13 protein-coding genes are annotated in these 19,975 nt (G+C 69.0%); 9 read left to right on the top strand and 4 right to left on the bottom strand.

Annotation, left to right across the window (positions count from 1 at the left end):
* Positions 1–3: 3 nt before the first annotated feature.
* Both rho and trxA read right to left on the bottom strand, forming a co-directional pair.
* On the bottom strand, positions 4–1,725 hold the full coding sequence (gene rho / locus M3M27_RS17610) for a transcription termination factor Rho (protein WP_434026444.1): 1,722 nt from the start codon (positions 1,723–1,725) through the stop codon (positions 4–6).
* A gap of 229 nt (positions 1,726–1,954) precedes the next feature.
* Positions 1,955–2,296, bottom strand: a complete 342-nt coding sequence (trxA, locus tag M3M27_RS17605; protein ID WP_140726428.1) for a thioredoxin TrxA — start codon at positions 2,294–2,296, stop codon at positions 1,955–1,957.
* Positions 2,297–2,494: 198 nt separating this feature from the next.
* Between trxA and rhlB the strand changes: the two genes are divergently transcribed.
* The 6 genes from rhlB to rpoH all read left to right on the top strand — a co-directional run bounded on the left by rhlB (position 2,495) and on the right by rpoH (position 8,695).
* Entirely contained in the window at positions 2,495–4,150 is a 1,656-nt protein-coding gene (gene rhlB / locus M3M27_RS17600; RefSeq protein ID WP_434026443.1) for an ATP-dependent RNA helicase RhlB, read from the top strand.
* A 75-nt stretch (positions 4,151–4,225) separates the two neighbouring features.
* Positions 4,226–4,912, top strand: coding sequence for a cell division ATP-binding protein FtsE (gene ftsE / locus M3M27_RS17595; RefSeq protein WP_140726436.1), 687 nt, complete (start codon positions 4,226–4,228; stop codon positions 4,910–4,912).
* Positions 4,913–4,920: 8 nt separating this feature from the next.
* Positions 4,921–5,871: a permease-like cell division protein FtsX gene (gene ftsX, locus M3M27_RS17590; protein WP_434028040.1), complete on the top strand. Its 951-nt coding sequence runs from the start codon at positions 4,921–4,923 to the stop codon at positions 5,869–5,871.
* Between the two features lie 189 nt (positions 5,872–6,060).
* Positions 6,061–6,903, top strand: coding sequence for a response regulator (locus tag M3M27_RS17585; protein ID WP_177497863.1), 843 nt, complete (start codon positions 6,061–6,063; stop codon positions 6,901–6,903).
* Positions 6,900–7,631 carry a uracil-DNA glycosylase gene (gene ung, locus M3M27_RS17580; RefSeq protein ID WP_434026442.1) on the top strand — a complete coding sequence of 244 codons (732 nt, stop codon included), beginning with the start codon at positions 6,900–6,902 and terminating at the stop codon, positions 7,629–7,631. Before M3M27_RS17585 ends, ung begins: the two co-directional genes overlap by 4 nt.
* 188 nt (positions 7,632–7,819) lie before the next feature.
* Entirely contained in the window at positions 7,820–8,695 is an 876-nt protein-coding gene (rpoH, locus tag M3M27_RS17575) for an RNA polymerase sigma factor RpoH (protein WP_140726442.1), read from the top strand.
* Positions 8,696–8,781: 86 nt separating this feature from the next.
* Here the strand turns inward: rpoH and M3M27_RS17570 are convergent, their stop codons facing one another.
* Positions 8,782–10,056, bottom strand: coding sequence for an NAD(P)/FAD-dependent oxidoreductase (locus M3M27_RS17570; RefSeq protein WP_434026441.1), 1,275 nt, complete (start codon positions 10,054–10,056; stop codon positions 8,782–8,784).
* Between the two features lie 185 nt (positions 10,057–10,241).
* Here M3M27_RS17570 and M3M27_RS17565 point away from each other — a divergent pair, with 185 nt between their 5' ends.
* Together M3M27_RS17565 and M3M27_RS17560 are read left to right on the top strand one after the other, a co-directional pair.
* Positions 10,242–10,994, top strand: coding sequence for an NYN domain-containing protein (locus M3M27_RS17565; RefSeq protein WP_140726448.1), 753 nt, complete (start codon positions 10,242–10,244; stop codon positions 10,992–10,994).
* Between the two features lie 830 nt (positions 10,995–11,824).
* Positions 11,825–13,795: a choice-of-anchor X domain-containing protein gene (locus M3M27_RS17560; RefSeq protein WP_434026440.1), complete on the top strand. Its 1,971-nt coding sequence runs from the start codon at positions 11,825–11,827 to the stop codon at positions 13,793–13,795.
* Between the two features lie 79 nt (positions 13,796–13,874).
* Here the strand turns inward: M3M27_RS17560 and M3M27_RS17555 are convergent, their stop codons facing one another.
* Positions 13,875–16,976: a TonB-dependent receptor gene (locus tag M3M27_RS17555; RefSeq protein WP_434026439.1), complete on the bottom strand. Its 3,102-nt coding sequence runs from the start codon at positions 16,974–16,976 to the stop codon at positions 13,875–13,877.
* Between the two features lie 524 nt (positions 16,977–17,500).
* Between M3M27_RS17555 and M3M27_RS17550 the strand changes: the two genes are divergently transcribed.
* Entirely contained in the window at positions 17,501–19,963 is a 2,463-nt protein-coding gene (locus M3M27_RS17550) for a GH92 family glycosyl hydrolase (protein WP_434026438.1), read from the top strand.
* Positions 19,964–19,975: the final 12 nt, after the last annotated feature.

The raw sequence follows: 19,975 nt of genomic DNA, 5'->3' as shown, positions 1-19,975 counted from the left end.
GCCTTACCGCTTCATCGAGGCGAAGAACTCGTCGTTGGACTTGGTGTTCTTCATCTTGTCGAGCATGAACTCCATCGCCGCGATCTCGTCCATCGGATGCAGCAGCTTGCGCAGGATCCAGATCTTCTGCAGCAGTTCCGGCTCGATCAGCAGGTCCTCGCGGCGGGTGCCGGAACGGTTGATGTCGATCGCCGGGTAGACGCGCTTCTCGGTGATGCGGCGGTTCAGGTGCACTTCGCTGTTGCCGGTGCCCTTGAACTCTTCGTAGATCACCTCGTCCATCTTGCTGCCGGTATCGACCAGCGCGGTGGCGATGATGGTCAGCGAGCCGCCTTCCTCGACGTTGCGCGCCGCGCCGAAGAAGCGCTTCGGGCGGTGCAGGGCGTTGGCGTCCACGCCGCCGGTCAGCACCTTGCCGGAGCTGGGCACGACGTTGTTGTAGGCGCGCGCCAGGCGGGTGATCGAGTCGAGCAGGATCACCACGTCCTTCTTGTGCTCGACCAGGCGCTTGGCGCGCTCGATCACCATCTCGGCGACCTGCACGTGGCGCGCGGCCGGCTCGTCGAAGGTCGAGGAGATGACCTCGCCGCGCACGGTGCGCTGCATCTCGGTCACTTCCTCCGGGCGCTCGTCGATCAGCAGCACGATCAGGTGCACTTCCGGATGGTTGGTGGTGATCGCGGTCGCCACCTGCTGCATCATCATCGTCTTGCCCGCCTTGGGCGGGGAGACGATCAGCGCGCGCTGGCCCTTGCCCTGCGGCGCCATCAGGTCGAGGATGCGGCCGGTGATGTCCTCGGTCGAGCCGTCGCCGCGCTCCAGGCGGAAGCGCTTGCGCGGGAACAACGGGGTCAGGTTCTCGAACAGGACCTTGTTCTTGGACGCTTCCAGCGGCTCGCCATTGATGGTGTCGATCGTCGACAGCGCGAAGTAGCGCTCGCCGTCCTTCGGGAAGCGGATGCGGCCGGACAGGTAGTCGCCGGTGCGCAGGTTGAAGCGGCGGATCTGGCTGGGCGAGATGTAGGTGTCGTCCGGGCCGGCCAGGTAGCTGGCCTCCGCGGCGCGCAGGAAGCCGAAGCCGTCCGGCAGGATCTCCAGCACGCCATCGGCGGCCACGCCCTCGCCGTGGCGGGTCAGCACCTTCAGCAGCGCGAAGATCACGTCCTGCTTGCGCGCGCGGGCGACGCCGTCGTGGATGCTGAGCTGCTCGGCGATGTCCAGCAGCTTGTGCGCCGGCATCTTCTTCAGGTCGCTCAGCGAGTACTGCGGGAAGCCTTCCGGCACGCTGGGGTGGGGGCGCGGCACGAACGGCTCGTTGCCGTTGTCCTGGGGCAGCCCGTCGTTGTTGTTGCCGAAGCGCTCGCGATTGCGGTCGCGGCGGTTGCGGAAGCGGTCGCGGCGGTTGTTGCCCTGGCCGCCCTGCTGGTTCTGGTTGTTGAAGCGGTGCTGCTGCGACTGGCCGGACTGGCCGCCCTCGCGCTGCTGCGCCGGTTCGGCGCCGCCGCCTTCGCCGCCGGCAGCGGCCGCGGGCGGATTGGAAGCCGTCGCGGCCGGCGCAGGTCCGGAGGACTCGGGCGCCGGGGTCGGCGGCAACGGCAGGTGGGTCTGGGGAGTAGCGGTATCGGCGCCCTCGGCGGGGGCGGCCTTGGCAACACGGGGTTTGCGCACGCGCTTCTCGACGGGGGCGTCGACGCTCCCGGTTTCGGAAGAAGTATTCTCGGACAAGTGCTTGGTTCCTCGCTGTGAGATGCGAGCGCCCGGCAGGGCGGACAGTGGTTGGGAAATGGAGGTCTAGAAGGTGTTCTAGAGGACGCGGCGCCCGGGAAGGCGGCCGGATGGATCGACACTAACACTCGCCCGCGGAGCGGCGCAAGCCGCGCCGGGCGCGGCGGTTCAACTGCCAGCAAACCCGGGGGACCGCGCGACCGTCGGCCGGCAGCCCCCCCGCGACGGCTCAGGCGACCGCGCCGCCCAGGCTCTTGTCGATCATCTGGGTCAGCTGGCCCTTGCCGACCGCGCCGATCTGGGTGGCCTGGACCTGGCCATCCTTGAACAGCAACAGCATCGGGATCGAGCGGACGTGGTACTTCACGGCCAGGGCGCGGTTCTCGTCCACGTTGACCTTGGCCACTTTCAGCTTGCCGTCGTAGGCGTCGGCCAGGTCGTCCAGCACCGGCGCGATCATCTTGCACGGGCCGCACCATTCGGCCCAGAAATCCACCAGCACCGGTTCCCCGGACTTGAGTACGGCGGCGTCGAAGTCGGCATCGCCGACGTGCAGAACCTTGTTGCTCACTTTCGGTCTCCTGGAACCCTGGCGGAACCCGGAAAACGGGCTTGCCGCCGCATTGCGTTAAACTGGGGCATTGCGCGGCGGATTCAATGGCATCTCCTGAAGCCGCGCTGTCCGGCGCAAGGGCCGCAGTGTGCGACGCTGCCGGGATCGATGCAAGCCGCGCCGGGGTGGCCCCAGGCGCCCCACGAAGATGGAATGATGAGCGACAAACCGCTGACAGATTTGACTTTTTCCTCGTTCGAGCTGCACCCCTCGCTGCTCGCGGGGCTGGACGGGGCCGGTTTCACCCGCTGCACGCCGATCCAGGCCCTGACCCTGCCGGTCGCGCTGACCGGTCGCGACGTGGCCGGCCAGGCCCAGACCGGCACCGGCAAGACCCTGGCGTTCCTGGTGGCGGTCGTGAACCGGCTGCTGAGCCGCCCGGCGCTGGCCGACCGCAAGCCCGAGGACCCGCGCGCGCTGATCCTGGCGCCGACCCGCGAGCTGGCGATCCAGATCCACAAGGACGCCATGAAGTTCGGCGCCGACCTCGGCCTGCGCTTCGCGCTGGTCTACGGCGGCGTGGACTACGACAAGCAGCGCGAGCTGCTGCAGAAGGGCGTGGACGTGATCATCGCCACCCCGGGCCGGCTGATCGACTACGTCAAGCAGCACAAGGTGGTCTCGCTGCACGCGTGCGAGATCTGCGTGCTGGACGAGGCCGACCGGATGTTCGACCTGGGCTTCATCAAGGACATCCGCTTCCTGCTGCGGCGCATGCCCGAGCGCGGCACCCGCCAGACCCTGCTGTTCTCGGCCACGCTCAGCCACCGCGTGCTGGAGCTGGCCTACGAGCACATGAACGAGCCGGAGAAGCTCGTGGTCGAGGCCGAGACCGTCACCGCAGCGCGCGTGCGCCAGAAGATCTACTTCCCGGCCGACGAGGAGAAGATCCCGCTGCTGCTGGGCCTGCTCTCGCGCGGCGAGGGCGCGCGCACGATGGTGTTCGTCAACACCAAGGCGTTCGTCGAACGGGTGGCGCGCGCGCTGGAGAAGGCCGGCTACCGGGTCGGCGTGCTCTCCGGCGACGTGCCGCAGAAGAAGCGCGAGACCCTGCTCAACCGCTTCCAGAAGGGGCAGCTGGAGATCCTGGTGGCGACCGACGTGGCCGCGCGCGGCCTGCACATCGACGGGGTCAAGTACGTCTACAACTACGACCTGCCGTTCGACGCCGAGGACTACGTGCACCGCATCGGCCGCACCGCGCGGCTGGGCGAGGAGGGCGACGCGATCAGCTTCGCCTGCGAACGCTACGCGATGAGCCTGCCGGACATCGAGGCCTACATCGAGCAGAAGATCCCGGTCGAGGCGGTCACCACCGAGCTGCTGACCGCGCTGCCGCGCCCGGAGCGCGCCGCGCCGGCCGAGGGCGAGGAGGCCGAGAGCGTCGGCGAGATCTTCCGCGAGGCGCGCGAACAGCGCGCCGCCGACGAGCAGCGCCGCGGTGGCCGCGGTGGCCGTTCCGGCAGCGGCGAACGCGCGCGTGGCGAGGGCGAGCGCCGTCCGCGCCGCCGCAAGCCGAAGCCGGAAGGCGAGGGGCAGGCGCAGGCGGCCGCGGCGGCTGAGCCGGCAAGGCCGGCCAGCGCCCCGGCGCCGGTCGTGGCCGAAGGGGGCGAGGAGCGCGCGCCGCGCAAGCGCCGGCGCCGCCGTCGCGGCCGTCCGGTCGAGGGCGCGGGCGAGGCCGCCGCCGGTCCGGCACCGGCGGCCGCGCCGAGGCCGGTCCAGGTGGTCGCCACGCCGGTCAAGGCCGCGGCCAACGATTCGTTCCTGTCGCGGCTGGGCCGCAAGATCCGCGCGCTGGTCTCCGGCGGCTGAGCCGGGGCGCGACGAATGCACCGCCGGGCCGACCGTCGGCGGTGCATTCATGGAGCGCTCCGGCATAATTGCTGAATGAGCGTCCTGCGATTCGACAATGTCAGCAAGCAGTACCCGGGCGGGCACACCGCGCTGGAGGACGTGAGCTTCGAGGTCGCCCAGGGCGAGATGCTCTTCGTCACCGGCCACTCCGGCGCCGGCAAGAGCACGCTGCTGAAGCTGATCCATCTCAGCGAGCGCCCGACCCGCGGCGCGGTGATCTTCGGCGAGCGCAACCTGCTCAAGGTACGCGGCGGCAAGGTGCCGCTGCACCGGCGCGAGGTCGGCGTGGTCTACCAGGACCACCGCCTGTTGATGGACCGCAGCATCGCCGAGAACGTCGCCCTGCCGCTGATCCTGCGCGGCACGCGCCGCGGCGAGATCGGCAAGCGGGTGCGCTCGGCGCTGGAGCGGATCGGCCTGGCGCACCGCGAGAAGGCGCTGCCCTCGCAACTGTCCGCCGGCGAGCAGCAGCGCGTCGGCATCGCCCGCGCGATCGTCGGCGAGCCGAGCCTGCTGGTGGCCGACGAGCCGACCGGCAACCTCGACCCGACCCTGGCGGCCGAGATCATGCAGTTGTTCGCAGAGTTGCCGGCGCGTGGCACCAGCGTGCTGGTGGTCAGCCACGACCTGGCGCTGCTCAAGAAGATGCGCAAGCGCGTGCTGATCCTCGACCACGGGCGCCTGGCCGACGACATCTCGCCACAGGACCTGGCGGAGTGAGCGCGCCCGTGAACAAGCCCAACAACATCGAGGCCCGTGCCCCGTCGAGGCTGGGGATCTGGTTCGACCACCACCTCCACAGCATCGTCTTCAGCCTCGGCCGCGCGCTGCGCAAGCCGTGGGCGACGCTGTTGACGGTGCTGGTGATGGCGCTGGCGCTGGCCTTGCCGCTGGGGCTGTCGATCGCGCTGGACAATCTCAAGCACCTGGCCGGCAGCGTGCAGCAGTCGCGCGACATCAACGTGTTCCTGAAGACCAGCGTGGACGGATCCGCCGCCAGCCTGCTGGCCGAGTCGCTGCGCGGCCGCGCCGATGTGGCGGCGGTGGCGCTGCGCACGCCGGAGCAGGGCTTGGCCGAGCTGCGCGAAAGCGCGAAGCTGGACGCGGCGATCGACGCGCTCGGCGACAACCCGCTGCCGACGCTGCTGATCGTCACCCCGGCCGCCGACGGCGACGATGCGCGCCTGGCCGAGTCGCTGCAGGGCATGGCCCAGGTCGACCAGGTCCAGCACGATGCGCTGTGGCGCAAGCGCCTGGAGGGCTGGCTGAAGTTCGGCGAGCGGCTGGTGCAGGTGCTGTCGGCGCTGCTCGGCGCCGGTGCCGTGCTGGTGGTCGGCAACACCGTGCGCCTGGACATCCAGTCGCGGCGCGAGGAGATCGGCGTGCTGCAGCTGCTCGGTGCCAGCGACGGCTTCATCCGCCGTCCGTTCCTGTACCTGGGCGCCTGGTACGGACTGGGCGCGGGGCTGGTAGCGCTCGGCCTGGTCGGCCTGTCCGGGCTGGCGCTGCGCGGGCCGCTGGCGGCGCTGGCCGACAGTTACGGCAGCAGCTTCGCGCTGCATGGGCTGGACCTGCTGCATTCCGGCTTCGTGCTGGTCGGCACGCTGGTGCTCGGCTGGCTGGGGGCCTGGCTGGTGACCGGGCACTTCCTGCGCCAGACCCGCCCGACCGAGACCTAGGGCCTGTTCGGCGCTGTTGGAATGGGCCACGCCGCGCCTGGGTGCGTGCGGGGCAAAGAAGAACGAGGGAATTCATGTCGATAAACGATCGAGTGATGACGCCGCACCGTGCGCACCCAGGCGCGGCCCTTCGTGTTGCCGCACGCGGCAACGTGGCCCATCCCAACAGCGCCAACAGGCCCTAGCCCCATGCGCACGCCCGACCTCAAGCACCTAGTCAACGAGGCGCCCCGCGTGATGGTGGTGGACGGCTCCAAGCTGGTGCGCAAGCTGATCGCGGACGTGCTCACGCGCGAGCTGCCGGCGGTGCAGGTGGTCGGGTGCGCCAGCATCGCCGAGGCGCGCGAAGCGCTGGAGGCCGGCTCGGTGGACCTGGTCACCACCTCGCTGGCGCTGCCGGACGGCGACGGCCTGGCGCTGGCGCGCAGCGTGCGCGAGGCGGCCGGGCAGGCCTACGTGCCGGTGATCGTGGTGTCCGGCGACGCCCAGCAGCACCTGGTGGAGCGGCGCTTCACCGAGTACGTCACCGACTACTTCGACAAGGCGCTCGGCCACGAAGCGCTGGCGACCTTCATCCGCGGCTATGTGCAACCCGAGCCGGTCCCCGGCGCCAGCGTGCTCTACATCGAGGACAGCCGGGTCGTCGCCGAGGCCACCAAGCGCATGCTCGAGCGCCAGGGGCTGCAGGTGGTGCACGTGCTGACCGCCGAAGAGGCGTTCGCGCTGCTGACCGCCGAGTCCCTCGGCCGCACCCCGCGGCGCATCGACCTGGTGCTCACCGACGTGACCCTGAAGGGCGAGCTCAACGGCCGCGACGTGGTGCAGCGTATCCGCGTCGACTTCGCCTACGGCAAGCGCCGCTTGCCGGTGCTGGTGATGACCGGCGACGGCAATGCGCACAACCAGTCCGAACTGCTCAAGGCCGGCGCCAACGACCTGGTGCAGAAACCGATCGAGGAGCGCCTGCTGGTGACCAAGGTGCTGTTCCAGCTGAGGCTGGCACGGCTGGAAGACCGGGCCGTAACGCTATGAACGAAGTCGTGAACGAGGCCGCGGAGTCGCGGATCCAGTTGGAGCCTTCGTGGAAGGCGCGGGTGGGGGATTGGCTGCTGCGGCCGGAGATGCGCGAGCTGTCGGCGTTCCTGCGCCAGCGCAAGGCGGCCGGCGCGCGGATCTTCCCGCCCGGGCCGAGGATCTTCGCCGCCTTCGACGCCACCCCGTTCGAGCAGGTCAAGGTCGTGATCCTCGGCCAGGACCCCTACCACGGCTACGGCCAGGCGCACGGGCTGTGCTTCTCGGTACTGCCGGACGTGCCCACCCCGCCGTCGCTGGTCAACATCTACAAGGAAATCGAGGACGACCTGGGCATTCCCCGCCCCGACCACGGCTACCTGATGCCGTGGGCGCGGCAAGGCGTGCTGCTGCTCAACGCGGTGCTGACGGTGGAGGAAGGCCGGGCCGGCAGCCACCAGAACCGGGGCTGGGAGGGTTTCACCGACCACGTGGTCGATACCCTCAACCGGGAGCGCGAGGGCCTGGTGTTCATGCTCTGGGGCAGCTATGCCCAGGCCAAGGGCAAGGTGATCGACACCCGCCGCCACCGCGTGCTGAAAGCGCCGCACCCCTCGCCGCTGTCGGCGCACCGGGGATTCCTCGGCTGCCGGCATTTCTCGATGGCCAACGAGTACCTGGCCCGGCACGGCGGTACGCCGATCGACTGGCGGCTGCCGCCCCGGCAGGCGCTGGACGGGACAACCTGAGTCGACGCCAACGGACCCAAGACCGTCACGGCGCCGCCGCCGGAACGGTGATAGGGTGGCGGCCGGGGTTTCCCGAGGACGGCGGCAGAACGGAAAAGGCCAAGCCCGGTTAACCATTCCATTCATGGAACGCTGGAACTTTTTCTGTACCCGGCAGTCCAATAGCCCGACTGCTAAGATGAGGTCCTATGAGCCAGAACGCCTCCACTGCCCTTGTGGCAAACAACCTCCCCGTCCCCAGCGCGCTGGGTTCGCTGGATGCCTACATCAATGCCGTGCACCAGATCCCGGTGCTGTCGGCCGATGAGGAACAGGAGCTGGCGCGCCGCTACCGCGACCACGAGGACCTCGACGCCGCGCGCGAGCTGGTGCACTCGCACCTGCGCTTCGTCGTGCACGTGGCCCGCGGCTACAACGGCTACGGCCTGCAGATGGGCGACCTGATCCAGGAAGGCAACATCGGCCTGATGAAGGCGGTGAAGCGCTTCGACCCGGACATGGGCGTGCGCCTGGTGTCCTTCGCGGTGCACTGGATCCGCGCCGAGATGCACGAGTTCATCCTGAAGAACTGGCGCATCGTCAAGGTCGCCACGACCAAGGCGCAGCGCAAGCTGTTCTTCAACCTGCGCAAGTCCAAGACCCGCCTGGGCTGGCTGAATGCCTCCGAGGTCAGCGCCGTCGCCAAGGACCTGAACGTGTCCGAGCGCGAGGTGCTGGAGATGGAATCGCGCCTGGCCGGCCGCGACATCGGTTTCGATGCGCCGTCCGACGAGGACGACGAGCACGCGCCGCCGTCGCCGGTGAGCTACCTCGTCGCCAACGACGAGGATCCGTCGATGGCCTACGAGCGCGCCGACAGCGAGGACCACCAGCTGGAGCTGCTGCGCGAGGGCATGGCCGGGCTGGATGCGCGTTCGCGCGACATCATCCGCCGCCGCTGGCTGGACTCGGAGTCGAAGGTGACGCTGCAGGAGCTGGCCGACGAGTACGGCGTGTCGGCCGAGCGTATCCGCCAGATCGAGGCGAACGCGCTGAAAAAGATGCGCGCCCTGTTCGCCGCCTGACCGGCACGACAGCGGCAATGGACGAACGGCCCGGAGCGATCCGGGCCGTTCGCGTTCATGGCGATGCCGGGCCGGCGGCACCGGCCTCAGGGGCGTTGCGGAGGGTCTTCCTCGTGCGGGCGGCCGAAGATGATCCGCGCGGCGCGCTGATAGCTCCAGTACGCCATCGCCCAGTTGACCAGCACCACGAAGCGATTGCGGAAGCCGATCAGGAAGAACACGTGGGCGGCCAGCCAGAACCACCAGGCCAGCGGCCCCGACAGCTTGAGCCGGCCGAGGTGCACGATCGCCGCCATGCGCCCGATCGTGGCGAGGTTGCCGTAGTCCTTGTAGCGGAACGCGGGCGCCGGCCGGCCGGCGAGGCGGGCGCGCAGCGTGGCGGCGATGTGCCGGCCCATCTGCTTGGCGGCCGGGGCGACGCCGGGCACCGGCTTGCCGTCCTGCTGCACCGAGGCCAGGTCGCCGCCGACGAAGATCTCGGGATGGCCGGGCACGCTGAGGTCGGGCTCGACCAGCACGCGGCCGGCGCGGTCCAACGGCACGCCGAGGGTGCGCGCCAGCGGCGAGGCGGCCACGCCGGCGGCCCATACCACGGTGCGTGCTGCCACGAACTCGTCGCCCAGCCGGTAGCCGTGCTCGTCGATATGCGTCACCGGCGTGCCGGTATGGACCTCCACGCCGAGCTTCCGCAGCTGGCGCTCGGCCTTGTCGGTGAGGTCGGGGGGGAAGGAGGGCAGCACGCGCGGGCCGGCTTCGATCAGGCGCACGCGGGCGTCGCGCGGATCGATGCTGCGGAACTCGTCCTTCAGCGTGTGGCGGGCGATCTCGGCCAGCGTGCCGGCGAGCTCGACGCCGGTCGGGCCGCCGCCGACGATCGCGAAGTTCAGCCAGGCCGCGCGGGCGGCGGGATCGGGCTCGGCTTCGGCGCGTTCGAACGCCACCAGCAGCTTGCGCCGCAGGTACAGCGCATCGTTGAGCGTCTTCAGGCCCGGCGCGTGCCCGGCCCACTGGTCGTTGCCGAAGTAGGCGTGGGTGGCCCCGGTCGCCAGGAGGAGATAGTCGTAGCCGAGGCGGTGGCCGTCGGTGAGGGCGACCTGGCGCCGGTCCGGGTCGACCGCGTCGACCTCGCCGAGCAGGACCTCGACGTTCCGCTGTCCGCGCAGGATATGGCGCAGCGGCGCGGCGATGTCCGGGGCGGACAGGCCGGCGGTGGCGACCTGGTACAGCAGCGGCTGGAACAGGTGGTGGTTATGGCGATCGACCAGGGTGATGCGGATCGGCGCGTCGGCCAGGGCGCGGGTCGCCCAGAGCCCGGCGAAGCCGCCGCCGATGACGATCAGATGGGGGAGCGTGGGAGCCATCGTGCTGTATCGGGCAAGGGAGGATCGTGGGAGCGGCCTGGCCGGCTGGCCGCCGCGACCGCCCGCTAACGTAGCAGCTCGGGAGGAACCGCGGGGTGTTCGCGCCGCGTGCACATGCGCGGGCGAGCCGCCTGTGTATGCTCGGCCGCGGGACGGGCATGGCGCCCGTGCGAGGAGCATGGCCGATGGCATCGGGCAACGGATCCGAGACGCGTATCGCGCTGCTGGTCGATGCGGACAATGCGCCGGCCGCGAAGATCGACGTGGTGCTCGCCGAGGTGGCGCGCTACGGCGTGGCCAACGTGCGGCGCGCCTACGGCAACTGGAAGAGCCCGCACCTGAAGGGCTGGGAGTCGGTGCTGCACGAGTACGCGATCCGCCCGATCCAGCAGTTCGCCTACAGCAGCGGCAAGAACGCCTCGGACATGGCGATGGTGATCGATGCGATGGACCTGCTGTACGCGCGCAACCTCGACGCCTTCGCGATCGTGTCGAGCGATGCGGATTTCACGCCGCTGGTGATGCGCCTGTTGACCGACGGCATGAAGGTCTATGGCTTCGGCGAGAAGAAGACGCCGTCCCCGTTCGTCAACGCCTGTTCGAAGTTCACCTACCTGGAGGCGCTGGGCGCGGATGCGGTGGACGAGCAGGATGCGACTTCGACGCGCAGGGGCGAGAAGGAGCTGCGCAACGATGCGCGGCTGGTGCAGTTGTTGCGCGGGGCGGTGGACGCGGAGTCGGAGGACGACGGGTGGGCGCACCTGGGGGCGGTGGGCAAGCAGATCGCCAACCAGGCGTCGTTCGACCCGCGCAATTACGGGTACCGGAAGTTGAGCGACCTGGTCAAGGCGATCGGGTTGTTCGAGATCAGGCAGGATGGATTGGTGATCTGGATCCGGGACAAGCCCCGGGTGCGGGGAAAGGTGGGGCGGGGGTAGTGGGTTAGCGGTATCGGGTTATGCCCAATGGCCGACGGACCGGCGTCCACGCTATCTCACCGCCTCACGTAGTCTCTCTAGCGTCATCCCCGCGAAAGCGGGGATCCAGGGACGTTGCTTTGGGCTCTTGAGGCTTTGGCGAGAAAGGCCAGAGCTTTCGCCTTTGGCGAGTTACTTTTCTTTGCTTGTGCACGCGCGCTGCATGAGCAGCGCCGCACGGCGAACCCGCCCGAAGGGCGCGGCACAGGAATGTGCCGCGTAAAGAAAAGTAACCCAAAGAAGCGCTTCACAGCAGCCGAACGGCTGATCAAGCACCCCCCGCCTGCGCGCCCGCAGCTGTGCTGCGGGTCCGCGGAGCCGGCGGGATTTTTCGACGGGGCTCGTCCGCTACGCGGCCGAGTCCGGGGCATTCGCCGCGCGGTGAATGCCCGCCCGCCGGGGCGAAGCGGTGCTTCACCTTTTCCGGCGAGCCCATGCACGTCGCCCTTCGGGTGTTTCCCGCCGTCTCCGCCGCTTCGAAGGGGGCCGCGCCGCAGTGACATTCGTGGGCCATGAGGTTGGCGCGCCGCCGCGCGAGGAGGCGTTACCCAATCCAAAGCAAAATCACGAGCAACAGCAACAGCAACAGCAACAGCAACAGCAACAGCAACAGCAACAGCAACAGCATTACCGCGCTGCTGCGCTGCGTCGTGGCTTGGTCATATGGCGGCGCTATAAACCAGGCACGTCGCGGCGAGGGGGCGCTGGGCGATTCGCGGCGTGGGCTGGATGCCTGGAATAGGGGGCGTGGGCCTGCGTTGCATTCCGCAACGTCCAAGGAGGAAGACGGCATGTCCAGGTCCATGACGCTGTTCGTTGTATCCGCGTTGTCGTGGTGGTCCTGCAGCGGTCACGCTGCAGAGCTGGTTCCCAAGCAGTTGGCCGGTCCGCCGGAGGAGTTCGCGCAGATGCGGGTCCCCGATCCGGCGTCGGCGGCGATCCTGTCCAAGAGTGCGTTGTTGCCGGTGGAGCTGGCCCCGCAGGCCGGGGGAGCGCAGTGGCGCGGCAACCTGCCGGTCGAGAACGGCAGGTTGCGCTTCATGGTGCTCGACAACGGCGCGGGCTGGCAGGTCGCCGCGGGCGAGCCGGGCGGCACGCTGCGCGCCGATGCCGCCAATGCGGCACCGCTGCAGGCGGCGGCCGCCACGTTGGGCATGCAGGCGTCTTCGGTCAGGGGCGTGCGATACGCGCTCGAGGGGGCGCGCAACGGCCAGTGGAACCTGCAGTTGCGCGCGTCGACGCCACAGGCGCAGCGCGGTTACGTGTTGTTGGAGGGCGACGAGCGCACGCAGTTGGCGTCCTATCCGCGCGATCGCCAGCGTCAGCTCGGCCGTCCGCTTGCGCTCAATGCGGTATTGACCGGTGACAGTGCCGCGGGCGAGGCGCGCCTCGGGATGGATGCAGGCCGCATCGAGCGCGCCGAGCTGCGCATCGTCGCGCCCGATGGCAGCCTCTCCACCGTCGCGATGGCCGACGACGGTTTCCACAGCGATGGTGCGGCCGGCGACGGCGTGTACGGCGCGGGGTTCGTTCCGGATCGCTCCGGCACATGGATCGCGCAGACCGTGGTGCACGGCCGCGACCGCGACGGCCAGCCGTTCGTGCGTACCGCCGAGCACGTGCTGCCGGTGCTGGATGCGCGGCTCCGCCTGGTGGGCGGCATCGGCGTGCAGCCGGGCCAGGCCGGCCGCCTGGCGTTGCAACTGCCGGTGGCCGCGCGTGGCGCGGATGCGCCTTCGCACTATCGCGTACTGGCCGAGGTATGGGGCAAGGGCGCGACGGGCGAAGACGTGCCGGTGGCCTGGGTGGGCGGCATGGTCGCGCCGGCGGACGGCCGGTTGTCGCTGGGCCTGGACGAGCGCTGGATCGCCCGTTCGGGTGCGCGTGCGCCGTTCGCGCTGCGCAACCTGCGCATCGAGGATCCGGACCACTACGTTCCGTTGCTCGAGAAGGCCGAGCTGGCATTGCCGTTGCCGGCCACGCGCCTGCGCGCGCTGGCCAGCGCGAACCCGGCGAATGCGATCGCGATCGACGAGGCGATGCGGATGGGCCCGCGCCCGGCGTCGCTGCGGCAGGCGACGGCCGATGCGACGATCCAGGCGACCGGTTCGCGGCTGGTGCTGGTGCATGGCTACTGTTCCGGCGGGGTGTGGCCGGTCGCGCAGTTCGGCAACGCCTCTGCGTTCCTGGATGCCAACCAGAGCCGCAGCAACGACCAGTTCGCGCAGTTGCTGGCGCAATTCGGCAGCCAGTGGAATTCGTTCGGCATGGTCGCGCACAGCCAGGGAGGCATGGCCGCGCTGCACCTGTATGCGTACTACTGGAGCGGGTTGGACAACGCGACCGGCGCGCGTCTGCTGCAGTCGGTCGGCACGCCTTACCAGGGCACCAACCTGGCGGGCATCATCGCCACGGTCGGTTCGTGGTTCGGCGTCGGTTGCGGCAGCAATACCGACCTCACCTACGACGGCGCCAAGGCGTGGCTGGCCGGCATCCCGGCATCGGCGCGCGCGAAGGTCTACTACTACACGACCTCGTTCGCTTCGACGAACTGGTGGACCAACGACTACTGCAATGCGGCGTCGGACCTGGTGCTGAGCGATCCGGAGGACGGCACGGTAGAGCAGGTCAATGCGCAATTGCCCGGCGGCAACAACATGGGCCATACCACGGGGCAGTGCCATACCACCGGGATGCGCGACCCGGCCCAATACCTCGACGCGAGCCGGAACGCGACGATGAGCGCGAACGCGGCGCGCTGATACGGGAGCCCACAAGCAGAACGCCAGCCGCATCGCGACGATGCGGCTGGCGTATCCGTGGTGCCGGGACCGGGCAGGCTCAGAACTTGTAGGTCAGGCCCATGTACATGACGCGGCCGGCGTAGCTGTTGGAGTAGAAGCGGTCCTTGGTGTCGTTGCCCAGGTGCATGCGCTGTTCTTCCTTGGTCAGGTTCAGCACCGAGGCGGTCAGGCTCAGGTCCGGGGTGATGTTGTACGCCACGTTGAGATCGATCTGCTCGTAGGGCTCTTCGTAGACGTTCAGGCCGTTGACCAAGCCGTCGACCACCTCGCCGCGGCGGTTGTACGAAGCGCGCAGCAACCACTTGCTGGTCTCGTAGAACACGGTGAAGTTGGCCTGGTTCCTGGCGCTGCCGACCAGCGGGGACTTGCCGATCTCGGTGCCGTCCTCGAGGGTGATGGCCGCTTCGTTGGTCTTGTTGTAGGTGTAGTTGAGCTGGAAGCCGAGGCCGAAGTCCAGCGTGTGCTGGGCGTAGAACTCCACGCCCTCCGACACCGCGTCGCGGCCGCCGGCAGTGGTGGAGTAGTTCTGCACCGTCACGGTCTCGCCGCCGATGTCCATCGACACGTTCTGGACCACCGGCACCGAGAAGTTGCTGACGTCCTTGCGGAACAGGTCCAGGCCCACCACGGAACCCGGATGGAAGTACCACTCCAGGCCGATGTCGTACTGGGTGGCCTTGTACGGCTCCAGGTTCTTGTTGCTGCCCGAGCCGTACCAGCCCGCCTCGTCGGCGCCGCCGGTCAGGCGGCGGTCGTTGATGTACTCCTGGCTGAAGTATTCCAGGTTGCCGGGGGCGGCGATGTCGCTGTAGCTCGGGCGCGAGATCACCTTGGAGGCCGCTGCGCGCAGCAGCAGGTTCTCGGTCAGGTCGTAGGCCAGGTTGAAGCTCGGCAGCACGTCGGTGTAGCTGCGGTCGAGCGAGCTGATCGCGAACGATTCGACGCGCTGCTGGCTGTCCGAAAGCCTCCAATACCCTTCGGTGCCGCAGTAGGTGTCGGCGGGCGCGCCGCCGGGCACGCTGGCGCCTTCCTGGCACGCCAGTGGATTGCCGTCGGCACCGTCGTAGAAGTAGTCGTTGTAGGAGGTGACCTTGTCGGTCGAGTCGGCATGCTGCCGGGTGCTGACGACGCGTACGCCGACGTTGCCGCGCAGGCGTTCGGTCCTGAAGTTGGCCTGCAGGTAGGTGGCGTAGATCTTCTCGTCGACGTTGTAGACGAAGTTGTCCTCGTTGCGGGTCTGCATCGGCCCGTAGGTCCGGTTCAGGTAGGCGATGTAGGCGGGGTAGTTGATCGCCGGGAACGCGCTGGCGTCGATGCCGCCCGCCAGGTTGCCCATCGCGTAGAGGAAGTCCGGCGAGAACTGGGTGGCCAGGCTGTTGCAGCGGCCGTTCCAGTAGCGGTTCTCGTAGTCGCCCGGATCGGTGCCCGGGCATACCCAATAGCTGTTGCCGGTGCTGCGATGGATGCCGCCGTCGCGGTACTTGACGCCGAACTGCAGCGAGTCGAGGAAGCCCTCGTCGTTGTACCAGGTGGTGTCGAGCTGGAAATACTTCTGCTGCGTGGTGTTGCGGGTCCAGGACGAGCCGGTCGAGCCGAGGTCGACTTGCAGGATGCCGTCCTTGAGGTTCTGCATCAGCTCCGGCGAGAACGCCATCGTCGGCGTGCCGGTCACGTCCCAGGCGCTGGCGTAGTTGCCCAGGGTCCAGCTGCCGTCCGCGTTCTGGCGGCGCGGCTTGAGCGGCACCGCGAACTGCAGGTCCGGGCCGCCCTTGGCCCAGGTGCGGCCGCCCTTGAAGGTGATGTCCATCGATTCGCCGCGCCAGGCGGCCTCGAAGTCGGCGGTCTGCGACAGCGCGCTCTCGAGGTTGTAGCTGCCGGTGATCTGCGGCGTCGGGATGGTGCAGTCGTCCGGACCCCAGCCGCCCGGGGCCATTCCGCCCGCCGCGGCGGCGGCCTCGCTGCAGTAGTAGGTCTTGCCGGCGTGCGCGCTGTACTGCGCGCCGGTGACGATGGTGCCGCTGCGGTCGAGGGCCAGCCCGTCGAGCATGCGGCCGCCCGGCCAGTTGCCGTCGCCGTTGTAGCGGGCCAGGTTCCACTCCGGGATCTTCAGCGTATTGGTCTGCGAGTCCTGCGACAGGTCGAAGCGGAAGTAGTTCGCCGTCAAGGTCAGGTTGTCGTTCGGCTTGAATTGCAGGGTGACCTGCCCGCCCTTGCGCTCGCGTTCTTCCTCCTTGACGTTGAGGTTGACCGAGGTCGGCATCATGAAGTTGGTGTAGTAGCGGCCGCCCTGGTCGTAGAAGCCGGACTCGCCCCACCAGTAGCTGGTCATGCCGGAGGGACGGCCGTTGACGTCGGTCGCCGGATGCCCGTCGTAGTCGTCGCCGTACCACTGCCAGTTCTCGGTGCTGGCGTCGAGGGTGCGCGTGGTGCGCTTCTGCTGGGTGTAGCCGACGAAGATGCCGAAGCGGTCGTCCTTGTCGTGCCAGGCGTACGAGCCGGAGAACTGCCCGTCGGTCTTCTTGGTGGTGTCGGCCCGGGTGCCTTCGACGGAAACGAAGCCGGTATTGGCCTCCATGTCCAGCGGACGGCGCGTGTGCAGGATCACGGTGCCGCCGATGCCGCCCTCGTCCAGGCGCGCCTCCGGCGACTTGAACAGCTCGGCGCTGGAGAGCATGTTCGACGGCAGCAGCGTGTAGTTGAACGAACGGGTGGGATCGCCGTTGGATTCGGCGGTGGCGATGTAGTTGCCGTTCAACTCGGTCAGGGTCAGTTCCGAGGACAGGCCGCGGACGCTGACGTTCTTGCCCTCGCCGCCGTCGCGGCTGACGATCACGCCCGGCACGCGCTGCAGCGCGTCGGCGACGTTCTTGTCCGGGAACTTGCCGATGTCCTCGGCGTTGACGACGTCGACGATGGCGTTGGCTTCGCGCTTCTGGTCCAGGCTCTTCTCGATCGCGTAGCGATAGCCGGTGACGGTGATGCTGTCGAGCGTGGTCGCGTCCGGTGGCGGCGTCGTCGTCGACGCGGCGGTGCCGGCTTGTTGTGCGAGAACGTCGGCCGGCGCGATGGCCGCGGCCAGCGCGATGGCAATGGCCGCGGACAGACCGTCGCGGCCGTGCAAGCGTGACATGTACCCCATTTCTTTCTCCCTCACCTGATTGAAATCGCTGGAATTGAATCGATCCAAAATTTGCCGATTTCCCAACGGCCGGTGCGCCTCGCGGCACGCCCCTCCGTCCCGCCCACGACTCCGCGATCTCCTTGGTTTAGATCGATCTAAACAATCGGCAATAAATTTTTAACACAGGGCACGAGGGGACGCATGCTGCTGCGCAATACGAAACCGTGGCGTTGGGAATACCTGGCGCAGGCCAGGGCCATGCGGGTAGGCGCGGCTTTCCGGCGGTCGCAGGGCCGCCGATGGTGCAGCGCGGAATGCATTTTCGAAAAGGGGCGTGATTTACTTGGATCGATCTAAACCAAGCGCAGTGGACTTGGGACGATGGGGAAAGGGGTTTCCGCCGGGGCGTTTCGCCCTTCCGTGCCTGCCGGCCCGCTCCTTGGCGGCTCCGCGACCCTGCCGTCCGCAACGTCCTCCACGCCGTCCGGCACCTGCCGCCGGGCGGCCTCCGCAGCACACGACATCGACCCGCAGGACCATCAATGAGCCGATTGCCGCCCCTCATCGCCCCTCGTTCTCCGCGCCGTCCCCTGGCAGGCCTGGCCTGCCTGCTGGCCTTGGCCATCGCGCCGCTGGTGCAGGCCGCGCCGGTCGCGCTGGAGCGCGAGGTCAACACCTTCATCGGCAGCAAGGACGAGGGCAATACCTTCCCGGGCGCGTCGGCGCCGTTCGGCATGATCCAGGTTAGCCCGATCGGCAGCCATTACGCTGGCTGGCGCTACGACGACGAGAAGATCCGCGGCTTCGGGCACTCGTTCCTGTCCGGCGCCGGGTGCTGGGAGCAGGGCGGGCAGGTCTCGGTGCTGCCCGTCACCGGCAGCATCGGGCCCGGTGGCGATTTCGATACCGGCGATGCCAAGCGCTTCGACCACAGGAACTACGCGTCGTCCTATACCCACGAGGGCGAGATCGGGCAGGCCGGCTACTACAAGGTGCGGCTGACCGACTACGGCGGCATCGACGTCGAGGCCACCGCGCGCCCGCGCGCCGCCGCGGAGCGCTACACCTTCAGTGCCCATCGGGGCCAGGGCCATGTGCTGGTGAACGTCGGCCAGGCGAACGAGCGCCATACGGTGGTGGGCAGCGTGATCGACGTCGTCGGCGACCGCGCCGTGGAGGGGCGGCTGGTAACCCAGAGCTTCTGCGGCGGGCACCAGTACACCACCTGGTTCCGCATCGAGTTCGACCGGCCGTTCAAGGCGTTCGGCACCTGGGGCGAAGAAGGCGGCGTGCCGGGCGCGCGCCACAGCATGGAAGGCGAGCTGAAGCCGAACGGGGCGTGGTTGAGCTTCGACCTGGCCGACGGCCAGGCGGTCACCGCCACCAGCGCGATCTCGCACGTCGACGCCGAAGGCGCGCGCAACAACCTGCGCGCGGACGGCATGCAGGACGGCAGGCTTCTCGGTTTCGAACGCATGCGCGCGCTGGCCCAGCAGGCATGGCGAAGCGAGCTGGAGGGCGTGCGCGTGGCCGGCGGCAGCCGCGACGATCGCACCGTGCTGTACACCGCGCTGTACCACGCGCTGCTGCAGCCGTTGACCGGCAGCGATGCCGATGGCCGTTATCGCGGCTACGACGACGCGATCCATCGCGCCGATGGCTGGACCTACTACGAGTACTTCTCGCTGTGGGACACCTATCGCGCGCAGAACCAGTGGCTGGCGATGACGCGCCCGGACGTGGCGCGCGACATCGCCCGCAGCGTGCTGGCGATCGACGCGCAAGGCGGGTGGCTGCCGCGCTGGGGCTATGCCAATTTCGAGACCAACGTCATGACCGGCGATCCGGTCACGCCGTTCCTGGTCGACCTGTGGCGCTTCGGCGCGCTGGCGGGCCGCGAGGCCGAGGCCTGGGCGGCGCTGCGCCGCAATGCCTTCGGCATGCCGCCCTTGAACTCGCGCCATGCGGGCCGCTCCGGCAATGCCAACTACCTGGCCAATGGCTACGTGGCCTACGACCGCGCCTTCCCGTCCAAGGGCATGGACGTGGACCCGCGCCATGGAGGCTCGGCGACGCTGGAATACGCGCTGGCCGACTGCGCGCTGGCGCAGATGGCCGCCGGCCTCGGCCACGCCGACGACGCCAGGTTGCTGCGCGAACGCGGCGGCAACTGGCACAAGGTGTGGGACCCCGACGTGCGCGATGCCGGCACCGGCTTCGGCGGTTTCCCGCGGCCGCGCGGCGAGGACGGGCAGTGGTACACGCCGGCCAACGGCCACTACGACCCGCGCTCGGAGCATGGCTTCCACGAAGGCACCGCCTGGCAGTACCAGTGGCTGGTGCAGCAGGACGTGCCGGGGCTGGTCGCGGCCATGCACGGCCGCGAGCAGGCCGCGCGGCGCCTGGATGCGTTCTTCGCCTACGACGAACTGCTGCGGTCGCCGCTCACCGCCGCGCGCAAGGAATGGGTGGTCGGCCCGTACAGCTACTACAGCCAGTACCGCTACAACCCGAACAACGAGCCGGACCTGCACGCGCCCTGGATGTACACGCTGATCGGCCAGCCCTGGAAGACCGCCGTGGTGGTCCGCGCCGCCCAGCAGTTGTTCGTCAACGCGCCCAACGGCGTCACCGGCAACGACGACCTGGGCACGATGTCGGCGTGGTACCTGTTCAGCGCGCTGGGGCTGTACCCGGCGGTGCCGGGCACGGGCCAGTTGCTGCTGCACGCGCCGCGCTTCCCCGAGGTCGAGGTCGCGTTGGGCGAGGGACGCCGCCTGCGCCTGCAGGCGCCGGGAGCCGATGGACGCCGGTTGCAGTACATCCAGGGCGTGCGCCTGGACGGCAAGCCGCAACAGGCGGTGTGGCTGGACTGGCAACGCCTGCGCCAAGGCGGCACGCTGCGCTTCGAACTGGGCGACGAGGCGCCGGTGCAGGGCTGGGGGACGGCGGTCGCCGACCTGCCGGCATCGTACTGCGCCACGCCAGGCACGGCCCTGCAATGACGCATGCGGCGC

Source organism: Xanthomonas boreopolis (assembly GCF_046529185.1).
GTDB lineage: Bacteria > Pseudomonadota > Gammaproteobacteria > Xanthomonadales > Xanthomonadaceae > Pseudomonas_S > Pseudomonas_S boreopolis.
This window is presented reverse-complemented; position numbering and strand designations above follow the sequence as displayed.